This window comes from Gallintestinimicrobium propionicum (assembly GCF_025567525.1).
In the GTDB taxonomy this organism is placed as follows: domain Bacteria; phylum Bacillota; class Clostridia; order Lachnospirales; family Lachnospiraceae; genus Gallintestinimicrobium; species Gallintestinimicrobium propionicum.
Window position 1 is genome coordinate 61,146 of sequence record NZ_JAOQJY010000005.1, and the last position, 13,250, is coordinate 74,395.

Sequence of the window (13,250 nt, forward strand, 5' to 3'; positions counted from 1 at the left end):
GATTATGATTCGAGAAGCATGGGCACAGAAGGATGAAAACCAAAAGACTGCGCCGCAACGCCGGGCAACAGTGATCAAACAATACCCGCACCATGTTCTCGTCGAGAACGCGAAGGGAACCAGATGTTGCATCACAAATGCGGAGATTTATGGGACGGAGAAGAGAAAAGGAGTACAGGAGGCAGCAGGGATGCGCGATAGCAGCGGGAAAGAAGTGGACGTAAAAGAAAGTAAGCGGCGCTTCCCTGCACTGGAATTTGGAAAGGAGCGGAGGAGATGAGGGGGACAGCATGTGCATACAAGATCTATAAGAGAGGGCGGTATATGGGAATATACCGGGCATCAGAAATTGAAACGCTCATAGGGCTGCCGAAAGCAAGGGTGAACCGCTATGCGCGGGAGCGGATGAAATGGCAGGGAATGTACCAGGTCGTGCTGGCAGGGGAGGCGAAACGCACATGAATCTGAAAGATGTGTTGGTCGTGATTCTGGCAGCAATCGTGACAGGAGCTTTACTTTGGACTTTATGCGGCAAAGCGGCGTGGTTTATCGGACACGATGATGGACAGGCGTATGAGAGGTACATGGAATCAATGATGGAAAACGGGATGTACCCGGATATCTACGGGTACGGATGGGGGCGATAATGAAAACATGGAAAGTGATACTGATTGTCACAGTTATGATGATATTGTATTTTATGCTTCTGTTCTGGTCAATCGCGAACTATGGGCTGGACGGCGGTGGGAACATGATGTTTATGAGATAGGAGATCTTGGAAAAAGATGGAACAAAAGGAAATGAGCAAGGCATATGCTGTAGATTTCGACGGGACGCTGTGTGAAAACAGGTGGCCGGAAATCGGGGAACCGAATCAGGAGCTGATCGGTTATCTGGTCGGACGCAGGCAGCAGGGAGATAAAGTAATCCTGTGGACCTGCCGGAGCGGGGAGCCGCTTCAGAAGGCAGTAGAGTGGTGTCAGGGACATGGTTTGAAATTTGACACCGTGAATGAAAATCTTCCGGAAAGAATTGAATTTTTCGGAGGGGACTGCCGGAAGGTGGGAGCAGATGTCTATATAGATGATAGAGCGTGGAATCCGATAACAGGTGGAGATATATCAAACATGGCAGCAGGCGAACGAGGAACCTGTGAAGGATTGGAGACAACGGAGGAACTTGCAGGGTGGAAAAAACAAATGATGAGGACATTTATGGGAGGCGGAAGCTTATGAAAAAGATAAGAGCAATAGCGGTTGCGATGGCAATGACAGTATTTTTAAGCGGGTGCTACGATTATGGAAGGGACATTACCATAATTTGTCCGGTAATAAATTATATGGCTGTGGACGGTGGAGCGATTGTTATATACGAGATGGACGGGGAACGCAGGGAGAAAAAATTTTTAGAAAAAGATGTTTACGCCTGCGATGAATCCAGCCGGATCATTGCGGTAGGGAAGGTGTACGAGGATGGATCGAGGTCGTTGAGGTTGTACCTGTACCTTAGCGAGGAGGATTATGTGCAGTACACGAAAGATAGGTTTGATTTTTAAGTAAGCAAATGGATGAGAAAGAAGGTGGCACCGATGGATAAAAACATCCTAAACGACTACATAGATGCATGTGCGCTGGTCCAGGAGACAGAACGGGACATCCGGGCATTAAAGAAAAAGCGCAAGACAATCATCCAGACGAATGTAAGCGGGAGCAATCCGGATTTCCCGTACCAGCCGCAGCATTTCAAGATCGAAGGGACGACATTTACCTATGCAGACGACAGTGCGCTTCGGTGGGACGAAGGCTTGCTGGAGCGCCGGAAAGCGAACGCAGAGAAGATTAAGCTGAACGTGGAAGAGTGGATGCTGACGATCCCGGCGCGGATGCAGCGGATCATCCGGTGGAAATTCCTCGAAGAGCTGACCTGGGAGGAGGTGGCTGTGAAGATGGGGAGGAAGGCAACGGGGGATAGTGTAAGAATGGAATTTACAAATTTCATGAAATAATTTCGTTTTTTTCGCTTTTTTCGGTTTTAAAATGTTATAGTATATACTGCAAGCAGTGAAAGAATTTACTTCCCCTGAAAATGATGATTTCTGCAGGATACCCAGTCAAACGGCTGGGTATTTTTGTATATCAACCATTGACATACGTATAAATACGTGTTACAATATAACCATGATAAGGAAAGGAGATACAAAAGATGCCAATGACACCAAAGGAAATGATAAGTTTCCTGCAAAAAGCTGGGTATGTTATTCTCAGCCAGAATGGTTCTCACGTTAAAATGAGAAATCAGGATAGCGGCAGAACCGTAGTCGTTCCTTATCACTCCAAAGACCTGAAAAAGGGATTGGAGCAGGCAATATTGAAACAGGCGGGGCTGAAATAGCCCTGCCACCTGAAATGGAGGTTATATATGGAAAGGTTATTTTATCCGGCAGTTTTTCATAAAGCGGAGGAAGGTGGGTTCTGGGTAAGCTTTCCGGATATTCCAGAGTGTATGACACAAGGGGATGACATGCAGGACGCGTATGAGATGGCAGTGGATGCGTTGGGATTGTCCTTAAGCACAATGGAAGATGCGGGAGAAGTTATTCCAGAAGCGTCTCCGCTGGATCGTGTGGATGCAGAGGATGGAACGCTTATCATTGTAGAATTTGATATGGCAGAATATCGCAGAAGACATTCTTCAAAAGCGGTAAAAAAGACATTAACAATTCCGGAGTGGCTGAACGAAGCTGCCGTGCGTGAAAACATCAATTTTTCACAGGTATTGCAGGAAGCCCTTATGAAAAAATTAAACGGATTACAGAAGCAGGCATAACAACCTGCTTCTTTCTTTTTCCCTAAAAATCTGGACCATTAGATCAGTGGCAGATCATCCGGCTCATAACCGGTCGGTCGCAGGTTCGATTCCTGCATGGTCCACTGGCCAACGTGCCAACATTGGTTTCTCCTTGATCCTCCTAGCGGAATGCTGTTAAGGGCTGTCAAAAGTCCGGAAGGATTTTATTTGTAAATGAATTGAGAGGTGGTGAGGTGAAAAGTGAGAAAGTAAGAGAACAGGCTTTTCGGGATTATCAGGAAGGAATGAAGTATAAGGAGATCGCTGAAAAGTATGGGGTAAGTCTTTCGACGGTCAAGTCCTGGGCGTCGAGATACTGGAAAAAAGGTTGCAACCTTGAAGAAAAAAAGTTGCAACCAAAAGGGAAAAAGGTTGCAACCAAAGAAAAGAGTAAAAGAGCCGTTGCGGAAGATGTTGGTCAAGTATTGGAAAATGCTGATTTAACAGATAAACAAAGGCTTTTCTGCTTATATTATGTTCGGTGCTTCAACGCTACAAAAGCATATAAGAAAGCATATGGCAGCAGCTATGATGTCGCAAATTCGGAAGGATACCGTCTCCTTGTAAATCCTTGTATCCGGGATGAGATTATGAAGCTGAAACAGAACCGTCTGAACCGCGAGCTTTTGGATGAGCATGATATTTTTCAGAAGTATATGGATATTGCATTTGCGGATATGACGGATTATGTTTCGTTTGGGCGTGAAACCGTTCCAGTAATGGGGGCGTTTGGGCCGATCACGGTGACGGATGAAAAGACGGGAGAAAAAATTCCGCTGACAAAAGAAATAAACGTGGTAAAATTCAGGGAATCAACGGATGTGGATGGGACGCTTATTGCCGAAGTCAAGCAAGGGAAAGATGGTGCAAGTGTGAAACTGATGGACCGGATGAAGGCAATGAATTGGCTGACGGATCATATGGATCTGGCAACGGAAGAGCAGCGCGCCCGGATCGCTGTCCTGAAAGCGAAGACAAATGTCGCAGAAGATGAGGATGCGGCAGCAGACGATGGTTTCCTTGCGGCACTGAATGGAACCGCAGGGGAGGACTGGTCGGATGAGGCAGATTAAGCGTTTTTTCCAATTCAAGCCGTTTTCGCAAAAGCAGCGAAAAATCCTGAATTGGTGGTGCCCGGATTCCCCGGTAAAGGGTTATGACGGGATCATTGCAGATGGCGCAATCAGATCCGGCAAGACAGTGAGCATGTCGCTGTCCTTTGCGATCTGGGCAATGGATACGTTTAACGGACAGAATTTTGCCATGTGTGGCAAGACGATCGGTTCATTCAGACGAAACGTTCTGTTTTGGTTGAAGCTGATGCTGAAAAGCCGCGGGTATCAGGTCTCAGATCACAGGGCGGATAACCTGGTGATTATCAGACGCGGGGCTGTGGAGAACTATTTTTATATTTTCGGCGGCAAGGATGAACGATCACAAGACCTGATTCAGGGCATTACGCTGGCGGGTGTTTTTTTTGATGAAGTGGCGTTAATGCCGGAAAGCTTTGTAAATCAGGCAACCGGACGCTGCTCTGTACAAGGGTCAAAATACTGGTTTAACTGTAACCCAGACGGTCCGTATCACTGGTTTAAAATAAACTGGATCAATAAATCGACCGGATATCTCGGCAGAGAGAAGACAGCGAAGGTCAGGGCGGAAGCCGCAGCAAAAGGGCTGGAAGCAGGGCTAAAAAATATCTTGTATGTCCACTTTACGATGGACGACAATTTGAGCCTGTCAGAAGAGATCAAAGCCAGGTACCGCAGTATGTACACCGGCGTGTTTTTCAAACGCTACATTTTAGGCTTGTGGGCAATGGCGGAAGGAATTATCTATGACATGTTTGACGCTGATAAGCATGTACAGAAGATAACAGATTTCTTCCGGTGTCTGAAAGACGGCGGGCGATATGTAAGCTGCGACTATGGTACGCAAAACGCAACTGTTTTTTTACTATGGAACAAGGGCAACAACGGGAAATGGTACTGCGTTCGGGAATATTATTATTCCGGGCGTGCGAAAGGGAAACAGAAAACAGATGGAGAATATGCAGATGATTTTGAAAAGTGGCTGGATGGCGTCCCGATCAGAGCAGTGATTGTAGACCCGGCAGCCGCTTCTTTTATCGCGGAACTGAGGAAACGTGGATATCGTGTCCTGAAAGCAGACAACGATGTGGAGGATGGCATACGAGAGGTTGCCTCCATGCTTAACATGGGCTTGCTGGTATTTTGCGATACCTGCATCAATACGATCATGGAATTTGGATCCTACATCTGGGATGAAAAAGCAGCACAGCTGGGCGAGGACAGACCGGTAAAAGAAAATGACCACGCGATGGACGCAGTAAGATATTTTGTGTATACAATTCTGAGTAAGCGGACAGGGCGTGTGAAAAATAAAGCAAAATACGGCTTTAATTAAAGCGAGGTGATATGGATGTATAAGTTTACAATGCCCGCGGACAAGTGGGACGAAACAGCGCCGGACAAGCAGGCAATCCGGCTGTTGATTATGAAGCATCAGAAGTTTAGAGAGAAGCTTGCAAAAAAGAAAAGGTATTATGAAGGTGAGCATAAGATACTGGATGAAGCGGAGCGCAAAAATAAGCTGGTGTGTAACCATGCAAAGGACATTGCGGACACGGCATCCAGTTATTTTATTGGGAATCCGGTATCCTACAAGAGCAGTGCAGACATCGCTGCACTGACGGAGCCGCTGGAACTTGCCGGGGCAGATGAGGCGGACGGGGATAACGGTTTGGATTTGTCCATTTATGGACTTGCCTTTGAGTATATTTACGCAAAAGAGGGCGAAACCGACCTGATTATAAAGAATCTGTCCCCGGAAAATACCTTTATGGTATACGACGACAGCATCGAAGAAAATGAGCTGTTTGCGGTGTACTACTCCATTCGCAAGGACGACGGGCACGATACAAAAATTATATATGTCGCCACCGTCGTTACGAAGAATTTCCGCTATGTGCTGGACATCGAGGATATCGAAGGACCACAGGCGCTGCTGGAAGAGCCAGAACCGCACTACATGGACGAAGTGCCGATCGTTGCATACCAAAACAACAAGCTTGGCATTGGGGACTATGAGCTGCAGATCCCACTTATCGACGCGTACAACGCTCTGATGTCCGACCGTGTGACGGATAAAGAGCAGTTTGTAGATGCGATCCTTGCCCTGTATGGCTTTATGCTGGGGGACGAAGAGGGAAAAGATGCAGACGGTAGGACAGCGCCGCAGCGGTTAAAAGAAGATAAGCTGCTGGAAATGCCTGCAGATGCGAGGGCGGAATACATCACGCGGACGTTTGACGAATCCGGTGTTGAGATCTTGAAAAAGGCAATCGAGCAGGACATCCACAAATTTTCCCATATTCCGTGCATGTCCGATGAATCGTTTGGCGGCAATGTGTCGGGCGTAGCGATGGAGTTTAAGCTCCTGGGGATGGAAAACATTACGAAGATTAAAACGAGGTATTACCGCAAGGGGCTGCGTAAGCGGCTCCGTATTTTTGCCAATTTCCTCTCAAAAAAGGGGATTGCGGTAGATATTACAGGTATTACGCCGACCTTTACCCGCGCAATGCCGAAGAACCTGCTGGAAATTAGCCAGATCGTAAGTAACCTGTGGGGTAAGGTAAGCCGGAAAACGTTGCTGTCTCAGGTTCCTTTTGTGAATGATGTGGACGAAGAGCTGGAAGCTGTGGAAAAAGAAGAGCAGGAGAATCTGGAAAAGCAGCAAGCCATGTTTGGACTGGGCAGCAATACGCCGCCGGACACACCGTCAAAGGATGATGTAGATGAGTGATTACTGGGAACGTCGGAAAGCGCAGCAGATGTTTGAGTATATGGCTGGAGCGGAAGAGCGGGCGGGTAGCATCGCAAAGCTGTATCTGCAGGCATCCCGGTATTTTGCCGGGAAGATGGATACAATATTTGAACGGTACCGGAAGCAGAACGGTCTAAGCGAAGCGGATGCAAGACGGCTTCTGAACCAGATCAGAACGCCGGGAGATATCGACGAATTAAAACAGCTGTTGAGGCAGGCGACAGAAGACGGGGACAGCGAAAAGCGCAAACAGCTCCTTACGGAGTTGGAAGCCCCGGCATACCGGGCGAGACTGGAACGGCTGCAGCGGATGTATGGCAATCTGGATCAGGTCATGCAGAACATCTATAAACAAGAGCAGATCGAGCACGAAGCGTGGTATTTAGAGCTGGCAGCAGATGCCTATTATCATTCCGTGTACGATCTGCAAAAACAGACCGGTCTTGCCTATTCCTTTGGGTATATCTCCCAGAAGATGATAGAGCGTGTTATTAACAGCCGGTGGAGCGGTGCAAACTACTCCGAGCGAATATGGGGCAACACCCGGAAGCTTGCTGACGACCTGAAACAGGAATTACTGTTAAGCCTGGTAACGGGAAGGACAGACCGGGAAGCGGCAGAGGTATTTGCGCAGCGCTTTGCTGTGGGCGCAAGCTATGCAAGACGACTGATCCGGACAGAATCCTGTTATCTATGTACCCAGATGGACATGTTAAGCTATGAGGACTCCGAAATTGAGTATTATCGGTATCTGGCAACGCTGGATTTACGGACATCAAAAATCTGCCGGGAGCTGGACGGCAAAGTATTCAGGGTTGCGGATCAGCAGACAGGCGTAAACGCTCCGCCGATGCATCCGTGGTGCAGGTCAACTACTACAGCGGCACTGAGCGACGAAGATTTAGCCCGGCTTACCCGCAGGGCAATCGATCCGGTGACCGGAAAAGAAATCCATGTGCCTGCCGGCATGACATACGATCAATGGTATCAGACCTATGTAGTCGGAAATCCGGAAGCGGAGCTGAATGAAAAGAAGATCAGAAACCGATATTCTGACCGGAAGCAGCTCGAACGGTATCGGGCAATCATCGGCGACGACATACCGAAAAATCTGGATGAATTCCAGAATTTGAAGTATAATGAACCTGAGAAATGGAAAGAGCTTAAATCCTTAAAGGCGTACCTGAAAAAACATCCGGGGAACACCCGGCAGGATTACGATGTCCAAACAGCGCTGAAAGAAGCCGGAATAAAAGGAGTTGCAAAAGTAAACCCTGAAAAGCTGGATGTTTCTGGATATACCTATGATACGGATCACATTAATGCAGAGCGTGCCCACATGGTCAGTCGTGAAGAGGCGGAGCGATTTATAAAGGAATCTGATGTGTCGCTTACCAGATGGAATGGCAGGTTTGTAAATTATTACGGCAAAGACGGGGCAACGTATGTGGATGTAGAAAACAAGAACATCAGAACATCTTTTTCGAGCAGAGAGTTTGATGGAAATACCTTAAAAATCAGGGAGGTTGTAGAAAAGTATGCGGGAAAGAACAGTCATGTGCCCAATCCTGAAAAAGCAGATTGATGATACGGTATGCTATGACATCCATATGAATGTCGAGGGGCTGCTTCCTGACTGGGGAGTACCAAAGGAAGTTGTATGTATACCGGACTACAAGCGGATTTGTATGGAATGCAAAAATCATAAGGAGTAAATACCACCAGTCAAAAGACCGGTGGTATTTTTATACCCATTTTTAAGAAAGAGAGGAAGAGCAACATGGAAAATGAAGAATTTTTAAGACTGTGTAAAGCAAAGGTAGCTGAGTACACCAATGCACATATGGATAAGACAGATCGGCAACAGATACATGTAAATGACGTTTATTTAGTGTGGAGTTGCAAGGCATTACAGAACAACAAAGCACTGCTTAGCACTACAGTTCCGGATGGCATGTACTACGAACTGACATACAACGGCGATAAAAAGGAACTATATTTGGATGCTTATAAGAAATTTGAAAATCAGTGTTTTAAAATGTAGGAGGAGAAGAACATGAAGGCAATGTTATCACAGCCAATGGCTGGAAAGACTGACGCAGAAATTATTGCAACCAGAGAAAAAGCAATCAATGCATTAAAAGAAAAGGGATATGAAATTGTAAATACCCTTTTTACAGATGAATGGTATAGCAAAGAAAAAATGGAAGAACGCGGAGTCGTGCAGATTCCTTTATGCTTTCTTGCAAAATCCTTGGAGAATATGAGCTTGTGCCATGCTGCATATTTCTGTAAAGGATGGGAAAATGCCAGAGGATGCAGATTAGAGCATGATGCAGCAGTAGCCTATGGATTAGATGTCATTTACGAAGAATAATTGCGCCAACGCAACGGAGGGAGGTGAGAGCGGTGAAAGTGAAATGTATCAAACGTTACAGCGACATCAGACTGAAAGAGATCATTGAAGTCGGAACTGTTCTGGAAGTAGATAAAGAAAGAGCAGAGCATCTGATCCATGACGGCGTTGCTGAGGCGGTAAAGGAAACTGAGAAGGCAGCAGGCAGGGGAAAGGAATAGGTGATCCAAACATCTCCCTCTGGGACGCAGGGTGAAGCGTCTTATTTTTTATGCCTTTTCCCGGCAGGCGTTAAAGAACCGGGGGATCCAATAAACGAATGGTCCGGGCGTGTAAGCGAATAGACTGGGCGGAAAGGATGAGGAATGAAAAACAGATTTGCAAAAGCAGTATGCAAATACCCACTGAATATTCAGTTTTTTGCGGAGGGAGACGGTGCTGGTGCCGGAGACGGAAACGGCGGTGGTTCCGGAAGCGGATCGGATGGAAGTGGTACAGGCGATGGAGGAAGCGGGAGCAGTGGGCAGAGCTTTGACGATTTCCTGAAAAATGGAAATCAGGCAGAGTTTGACCGCAGAGTGAATAAGGCGGTTGAAACGGCAGTAGGAAACGCCCGTGAGAAATGGGAACTGCTGACGAATGATAAGCTGTCCGAAGCAGAAAAGCTCTCCAAAATGACAAAAGAGGAAAAAGCACAGTATCTGGCACAGAAGCAAGAAAAGGAGCTTGCAGACCGGGAAGCAAGCATTACCAAACGGGAGCTTATGGCAGAAGCAAAAAATACCCTTACCGAGAAAAAGTTGCCACTCGGTTTGGCAGAAATTTTGAACTATACGGATGCGGAAAGCTGTAAATCCTCTATGGCAGCGGTCGAAAAAGCGTTTCAGGAAGCCGTGGAAGCTGCGGTAGAAGAAAAGCTGAAAGGCGGGAAACCGCCGAAAAAGGCAGGTGATCAGGGCGATGATCTGGCTGCGCAGGTTGAAAAAATTATGATGGGGTACTAACCCGGAAAGGAAAGGGAAATAAAGAATGGCAATTAACACATTAGCGACTGCAACACTGTTCCAGAAGACTCTGGATAAAGCTGCAGTGAGAGAAGCTGTAACCGGATGGATGGACGGAAACGCAGGACAGGTTAAGTACAGCGGCGGCGCGGAGATCAAGATTCCGAAGATGTCTGTGCAGGGGCTTGCGGATTACGACAGAGACAACGGCTACCAGCAGGGCGGCGTTACTCTGGAATACGAAACCAGGAAAATGACGCAGGACAGAGGAAGAATGTTCCAGCTTGACCCGATGGATGTCGACGAAAACAATTTTGTGACCACTGCAGCCGCAGTTATGGGGGAATTTCAGAGAACTTTTGTAATTCCGGAAATCGACGCATACCGTATTTCTAAAATTGCAACAGAAACAATTACCGCAAAGAAAGCGGGCATGATCGAATACGGCTATACCCCGGGCGCTGCAAGCACTTCTGCGCTGAGAAAACTGAAAGAGGGTATTAAGGCAGTAAGAGACCTGTATAATGGTCCTTTGGTATGCCACGCAACCCCTGACTTTATTATGGAGCTGGAGTTGGAACTTGCAGGAAAGATTACGTCGGTGACATTTGCTAAGGGCGGCATTGATACGCAGGTACCTTCTGTGGATGGCGTGCCGATCATTTCCACACCATCCAACCGGATGTACAGCGCTATTAAGATTCTGGACGGTAAGACTGTCGGGCAGGAAATTGGCGGTTACAATAAAGGTGATGCTGCAAAAGACCTGAACTTCTTTATTTGCCCCAGAACTACGCCGATTGCAGTTACCAAACAGGATGTGATGAGAATCTTTGATCCTATGACAAACCAGAAACTGAACGCATGGCAGATGGATTACAGACGATTCCATGACATCTGGGTACTGGATAACAAACTGGACAGCATCTTCCTGAACATCAAAGACGCGGAGGGTTGATATGCGGCTGATCTTTAAAAATGTGGAGCGGGAAACCGATGATCCTGCAAGAATCCGGAAACTGAAAGCGGAAGGATACGAGGAAATGGACCCTGTACCGCAGGAAGAAAGCGAAGAGCAGACGGAAGCGCTGGAAGAAATGAGTGTTTCCGCGCTGCGTGCGCTGGCAAAAAGGAAAGGGCTGGATGGAACCTCTGGACTGAATAAAGAGGAACTTCTGGCAGTATTAAAGGATGTGATCTGATGGACAACATCGAAAAACTGCAGGTTCTTACCGGAGAAAAGGACGGCGTTATTTTGACCGTACTGCTGGAGGATGCAGAACAGTTTGTCCTGTCCTACACGAACAGAACACGGATGATCCCGCAGCTTGATAATACCGTCCGTGAACTGGCGCTGATTGCATATAACCGGCTCGGGACAGAGGGTGAGAGCAGCCGGAGCGCATCCGGCGAATCCTACAGCTTCGATAATGCACCGAAGCAAATATATGACATCCTGAACCGGTACAGGCTGGCAAGAGTAGGAGGACGGGTCTATGAGACTGAGACGGAACCGACTGATTGAATGCAATCACAGGCGTGCGATTCCGGTAAAAGATAAGGAGGGCGTGACCACGATCGAATATGGCACGCCGTCTTCTTTTTTTGCGGAAATGTGGGCAGGTGGAGGAAAGCTGCAGGCGGAACGTTACGGAATCCGTTTGCCGAACATCCGGAATTTACGCCTTGATGGAGACTATCGGGAGATTATGGAGAACGGAGAAGTACGGTACGAGTTTGATGACGGCTTCTCCGTGTCCGTGAACGACGGTATCTGTATTTATTCCGCGCCGGATCAGGAACCGGATTATAAAGTCGTGGCGGTTTATCCTTATGGACATCTTGTGTTGGAGGTGGAACGCAGATTTGAAGGTGGAATTTGAGGATCTGAGCAGGCAGATGTCTGAGTTATCCCGGCTTCCAGCCGGGCTGCGTGGAAGCCTCGGCAGACAAATTGCGCTTGTGCAAGCTGCAGCGAAAGAAGAGGCGCCTGTAAGACGTTTTGGAAGCGGCGGCGGTGAGCTACGGCAGAGCATCCTGACACAAATGGAAACATACTCTGATCGGATGGTTGCGATCTGCTACACCAACAAAGGGTATGCGTCATATGTGGAGTTTGGTACGGGTCCAAACGGAGAAGCCCACCACGCCGGAATATCTCCGGATGTGCAACCGGTGTACAAACAGCGCGGTTGGGTGATACCGGCGGATGCAATGTCCGTGGAAGCGGCGCAGGCCTATGGCTTTGGAATTGCCAGAGACGGCGACAAGGTAATCGGATATTACACCAGAGGGCAGGCAGCGCGCCCGTTTATGTACCCGGCGTTGAAAAACAACGAGGGCGAGATTATCCGGCGCTTGTCCGCCGATCTGAGAAAAGAGGTAAGGAAACTGTGAAAAATGTAAAAGACGAAGTGTTTGCGGCGCTGCAGGCGGTGTGCGACAACGTGTCAGATGTATACCCGACATCTTGGGTGGATCTTCCGGCGATCCAGTACACCGAAGAGGAAAACAGGGTGTATGAGCGTACCGCAAACAAGGAAGATAAAGCATCTGTTCGTTACCGGATTGATATCTGGAATAGCGGGAGCACATCGGGAATGGCGCAGGCTGTAGATGCTGCCATTGCCGCGCTTGGGCTGGTGCGAACCGGCTGCAGCGATGTCCCGGATCCATCCGGCATGCGACATAAACAGATGCGTTATGAAGGTATCATTGACATGGATTCCGATATTGTGTATTGGAACGGTAACAATTATTAAAGGAGGAATGTGAAATGCTGGCAAATGGAGCAGCTTTAGGCTACAAAGAAACCAAAGAAGGAGCAAGCTATACAGACCTTGCAGGATTAAAGGAAATCCCTGAAATTGGTTCTGATCCTGAAAAAGTAGAAAACACTACCTTAAAGGACAAGGTAAAACAGTATGAAATGGGCATCGGTGATCCGGGCGATATGGTCTATAAGTTCAAGTACGACAACAGCTCGGCGGAAAGCTCTTACCGCAAATTCCGCGAAATGGAAGCATCGAAGAAAACCTATTATTTTGAGGAAACTGATCCGGATGGAACGAAAATCGAGTTTGCGGCACAGCCCTCTGTGAAAAGAACAGGCGGCGGCGTCAACGGCGTTATTGAGTTTGATGTAACGATGGCACTGCAGAGCGAACTTACATTCACCGATCCGGCGTAAAGGA

At 47.7% G+C, this 13,250-nt stretch carries 25 protein-coding genes and 1 tRNA gene; all 26 read left to right on the forward strand.

What is annotated here, in order from left to right; genetic code table 11:
* Positions 1-4 precede the first annotated feature (4 nt).
* The 26 genes from OCV62_RS05185 to OCV62_RS05310 all read left to right on the forward strand — a co-directional run bounded on the left by OCV62_RS05185 (position 5) and on the right by OCV62_RS05310 (position 13,246).
* On the forward strand, positions 5-280 hold the full coding sequence (locus OCV62_RS05185) for a hypothetical protein (RefSeq protein ID WP_262585475.1): 276 nt from the start codon (positions 5-7) through the stop codon (positions 278-280).
* Complete coding sequence (locus OCV62_RS05190) at positions 277-462, forward strand: hypothetical protein (protein WP_262585476.1); 186 nt, start codon at positions 277-279, stop codon at positions 460-462. The genes OCV62_RS05185 and OCV62_RS05190 overlap by 4 nt, the downstream gene beginning before the upstream one ends.
* Positions 459-647 carry a hypothetical protein gene (locus OCV62_RS05195; RefSeq protein WP_262585477.1) on the forward strand — a complete coding sequence of 63 codons (189 nt, stop codon included), beginning with the start codon at positions 459-461 and terminating at the stop codon, positions 645-647. Before OCV62_RS05190 ends, OCV62_RS05195 begins: the two co-directional genes overlap by 4 nt.
* Entirely contained in the window at positions 647-769 is a 123-nt protein-coding gene (locus OCV62_RS05200) for a hypothetical protein (protein WP_262585478.1), read from the forward strand. Before OCV62_RS05195 ends, OCV62_RS05200 begins: the two co-directional genes overlap by 1 nt.
* 16 nt (positions 770-785) lie before the next feature.
* Entirely contained in the window at positions 786-1,235 is a 450-nt protein-coding gene (locus OCV62_RS05205; RefSeq protein ID WP_262585479.1) for a hypothetical protein, read from the forward strand.
* Positions 1,232-1,555: a hypothetical protein gene (locus OCV62_RS05210; RefSeq protein WP_262585480.1), complete on the forward strand. Its 324-nt coding sequence runs from the start codon at positions 1,232-1,234 to the stop codon at positions 1,553-1,555. The genes OCV62_RS05205 and OCV62_RS05210 overlap by 4 nt, the downstream gene beginning before the upstream one ends.
* A 33-nt stretch (positions 1,556-1,588) precedes the next feature.
* Positions 1,589-2,005, forward strand: coding sequence for an RNA polymerase sigma factor sigma-70 region 4 domain-containing protein (locus OCV62_RS05215; protein WP_262585481.1), 417 nt, complete (start codon positions 1,589-1,591; stop codon positions 2,003-2,005).
* A gap of 197 nt (positions 2,006-2,202) precedes the next feature.
* The gene (locus OCV62_RS05220; protein WP_262585482.1) at positions 2,203-2,391 is read left to right on the forward strand and encodes a type II toxin-antitoxin system HicA family toxin; all 189 of its coding nucleotides are present in this window, start codon (positions 2,203-2,205) and stop codon (positions 2,389-2,391) included.
* Positions 2,392-2,418: 27 nt separating this feature from the next.
* Positions 2,419-2,826 (forward strand): type II toxin-antitoxin system HicB family antitoxin, encoded by a 408-nt coding sequence (locus OCV62_RS05225; RefSeq protein ID WP_262585483.1) that lies wholly within the window; start codon positions 2,419-2,421, stop codon positions 2,824-2,826.
* 32 nt (positions 2,827-2,858) lie between these two features.
* Positions 2,859-2,930 (forward strand) — tRNA-Met (locus tag OCV62_RS05230).
* Positions 2,931-3,041: 111 nt separating this feature from the next.
* Complete coding sequence (locus tag OCV62_RS05235; protein WP_262585484.1) at positions 3,042-3,920, forward strand: terminase small subunit; 879 nt, start codon at positions 3,042-3,044, stop codon at positions 3,918-3,920.
* On the forward strand, positions 3,907-5,274 hold the full coding sequence (locus tag OCV62_RS05240) for a PBSX family phage terminase large subunit (protein WP_262585485.1): 1,368 nt from the start codon (positions 3,907-3,909) through the stop codon (positions 5,272-5,274). Before OCV62_RS05235 ends, OCV62_RS05240 begins: the two co-directional genes overlap by 14 nt.
* Positions 5,275-5,289: 15 nt before the next feature.
* Positions 5,290-6,675, forward strand: a complete 1,386-nt coding sequence (locus tag OCV62_RS05245; RefSeq protein WP_262585486.1) for a phage portal protein — start codon at positions 5,290-5,292, stop codon at positions 6,673-6,675.
* Complete coding sequence (locus OCV62_RS05250) at positions 6,668-8,281, forward strand: minor capsid protein (RefSeq protein WP_262585487.1); 1,614 nt, start codon at positions 6,668-6,670, stop codon at positions 8,279-8,281. The genes OCV62_RS05245 and OCV62_RS05250 overlap by 8 nt, the downstream gene beginning before the upstream one ends.
* Positions 8,253-8,411: a hypothetical protein gene (locus OCV62_RS05255; RefSeq protein ID WP_262585488.1), complete on the forward strand. Its 159-nt coding sequence runs from the start codon at positions 8,253-8,255 to the stop codon at positions 8,409-8,411. Before OCV62_RS05250 ends, OCV62_RS05255 begins: the two co-directional genes overlap by 29 nt.
* A 65-nt stretch (positions 8,412-8,476) precedes the next feature.
* On the forward strand, positions 8,477-8,740 hold the full coding sequence (locus OCV62_RS05260; protein ID WP_262585489.1) for a DUF6275 family protein: 264 nt from the start codon (positions 8,477-8,479) through the stop codon (positions 8,738-8,740).
* A 12-nt stretch (positions 8,741-8,752) separates the two neighbouring features.
* Complete coding sequence (locus tag OCV62_RS05265; RefSeq protein WP_262585490.1) at positions 8,753-9,073, forward strand: DUF4406 domain-containing protein; 321 nt, start codon at positions 8,753-8,755, stop codon at positions 9,071-9,073.
* A 32-nt stretch (positions 9,074-9,105) separates the two neighbouring features.
* Entirely contained in the window at positions 9,106-9,273 is a 168-nt protein-coding gene (locus OCV62_RS05270; RefSeq protein WP_262585491.1) for a hypothetical protein, read from the forward strand.
* A 144-nt stretch (positions 9,274-9,417) separates the two neighbouring features.
* A complete protein-coding gene (locus OCV62_RS05275; protein ID WP_262585492.1) occupies positions 9,418-10,056 on the forward strand; it encodes a DUF4355 domain-containing protein in 639 nt (212 codons plus the stop codon).
* A 25-nt stretch (positions 10,057-10,081) separates the two neighbouring features.
* Positions 10,082-11,014, forward strand: a complete 933-nt coding sequence (locus OCV62_RS05280; RefSeq protein WP_262585493.1) for a hypothetical protein — start codon at positions 10,082-10,084, stop codon at positions 11,012-11,014.
* 1 nt (position 11,015) lies between these two features.
* The gene (locus OCV62_RS05285) at positions 11,016-11,258 is read left to right on the forward strand and encodes a Rho termination factor N-terminal domain-containing protein (protein ID WP_262585494.1); all 243 of its coding nucleotides are present in this window, start codon (positions 11,016-11,018) and stop codon (positions 11,256-11,258) included.
* Positions 11,258-11,581 carry a phage head-tail connector protein gene (locus OCV62_RS05290; protein ID WP_262585495.1) on the forward strand — a complete coding sequence of 108 codons (324 nt, stop codon included), beginning with the start codon at positions 11,258-11,260 and terminating at the stop codon, positions 11,579-11,581. Before OCV62_RS05285 ends, OCV62_RS05290 begins: the two co-directional genes overlap by 1 nt.
* Positions 11,553-11,939 (forward strand): hypothetical protein, encoded by a 387-nt coding sequence (locus OCV62_RS05295; RefSeq protein ID WP_262585496.1) that lies wholly within the window; start codon positions 11,553-11,555, stop codon positions 11,937-11,939. The genes OCV62_RS05290 and OCV62_RS05295 overlap by 29 nt, the downstream gene beginning before the upstream one ends.
* Positions 11,929-12,453 (forward strand): HK97-gp10 family putative phage morphogenesis protein, encoded by a 525-nt coding sequence (locus tag OCV62_RS05300; protein WP_262585579.1) that lies wholly within the window; start codon positions 11,929-11,931, stop codon positions 12,451-12,453. The genes OCV62_RS05295 and OCV62_RS05300 overlap by 11 nt, the downstream gene beginning before the upstream one ends.
* Entirely contained in the window at positions 12,450-12,818 is a 369-nt protein-coding gene (locus tag OCV62_RS05305) for a hypothetical protein (protein ID WP_262585497.1), read from the forward strand. Before OCV62_RS05300 ends, OCV62_RS05305 begins: the two co-directional genes overlap by 4 nt.
* Before the next feature lie 14 nt (positions 12,819-12,832).
* On the forward strand, positions 12,833-13,246 hold the full coding sequence (locus tag OCV62_RS05310; RefSeq protein ID WP_262585498.1) for a phage tail protein: 414 nt from the start codon (positions 12,833-12,835) through the stop codon (positions 13,244-13,246).
* The last annotated feature ends 4 nt before the right edge of the window (positions 13,247-13,250 follow it).

What these genes read in the sequence shown, in the direction of transcription:
- OCV62_RS05240 (WP_262585485.1), top strand. Translation starts at nt 3,907, where the DNA reads ATGAGGCAGATTAAGCGTTTTTTCCAATTCAAGCCGTTTTCGCAAAAG.
- OCV62_RS05280 (WP_262585493.1), top strand. Translation starts at nt 10,082, where the DNA reads ATGGCAATTAACACATTAGCGACTGCAACACTGTTCCAGAAGACTCTG.
- OCV62_RS05245 (WP_262585486.1), top strand. Translation starts at nt 5,290, where the DNA reads ATGTATAAGTTTACAATGCCCGCGGACAAGTGGGACGAAACAGCGCCG.
- OCV62_RS05210 (WP_262585480.1), top strand. Translation starts at nt 1,232, where the DNA reads ATGAAAAAGATAAGAGCAATAGCGGTTGCGATGGCAATGACAGTATTT.
- OCV62_RS05225 (WP_262585483.1), top strand. Translation starts at nt 2,419, where the DNA reads ATGGAAAGGTTATTTTATCCGGCAGTTTTTCATAAAGCGGAGGAAGGT.
- OCV62_RS05190 (WP_262585476.1), top strand. Translation starts at nt 277, where the DNA reads ATGAGGGGGACAGCATGTGCATACAAGATCTATAAGAGAGGGCGGTAT.
- OCV62_RS05265 (WP_262585490.1), top strand. Translation starts at nt 8,753, where the DNA reads ATGAAGGCAATGTTATCACAGCCAATGGCTGGAAAGACTGACGCAGAA.
- OCV62_RS05255 (WP_262585488.1), top strand. Translation starts at nt 8,253, where the DNA reads ATGTGCCCAATCCTGAAAAAGCAGATTGATGATACGGTATGCTATGAC.
- OCV62_RS05285 (WP_262585494.1), top strand. Translation starts at nt 11,016, where the DNA reads ATGCGGCTGATCTTTAAAAATGTGGAGCGGGAAACCGATGATCCTGCA.
- OCV62_RS05195 (WP_262585477.1), top strand. Translation starts at nt 459, where the DNA reads ATGAATCTGAAAGATGTGTTGGTCGTGATTCTGGCAGCAATCGTGACA.
- OCV62_RS05250 (WP_262585487.1), top strand. Translation starts at nt 6,668, where the DNA reads ATGAGTGATTACTGGGAACGTCGGAAAGCGCAGCAGATGTTTGAGTAT.
- OCV62_RS05215 (WP_262585481.1), top strand. Translation starts at nt 1,589, where the DNA reads ATGGATAAAAACATCCTAAACGACTACATAGATGCATGTGCGCTGGTC.
- OCV62_RS05295 (WP_262585496.1), top strand. Translation starts at nt 11,553, where the DNA reads ATGAGACTGAGACGGAACCGACTGATTGAATGCAATCACAGGCGTGCG.
- OCV62_RS05290 (WP_262585495.1), top strand. Translation starts at nt 11,258, where the DNA reads ATGGACAACATCGAAAAACTGCAGGTTCTTACCGGAGAAAAGGACGGC.
- OCV62_RS05200 (WP_262585478.1), top strand. Translation starts at nt 647, where the DNA reads ATGAAAACATGGAAAGTGATACTGATTGTCACAGTTATGATGATATTG.
- OCV62_RS05260 (WP_262585489.1), top strand. Translation starts at nt 8,477, where the DNA reads ATGGAAAATGAAGAATTTTTAAGACTGTGTAAAGCAAAGGTAGCTGAG.
- OCV62_RS05220 (WP_262585482.1), top strand. Translation starts at nt 2,203, where the DNA reads ATGCCAATGACACCAAAGGAAATGATAAGTTTCCTGCAAAAAGCTGGG.
- OCV62_RS05310 (WP_262585498.1), top strand. Translation starts at nt 12,833, where the DNA reads ATGCTGGCAAATGGAGCAGCTTTAGGCTACAAAGAAACCAAAGAAGGA.
- OCV62_RS05205 (WP_262585479.1), top strand. Translation starts at nt 786, where the DNA reads ATGGAACAAAAGGAAATGAGCAAGGCATATGCTGTAGATTTCGACGGG.
- OCV62_RS05185 (WP_262585475.1), top strand. Translation starts at nt 5, where the DNA reads ATGATTCGAGAAGCATGGGCACAGAAGGATGAAAACCAAAAGACTGCG.
- OCV62_RS05275 (WP_262585492.1), top strand. Translation starts at nt 9,418, where the DNA reads ATGAAAAACAGATTTGCAAAAGCAGTATGCAAATACCCACTGAATATT.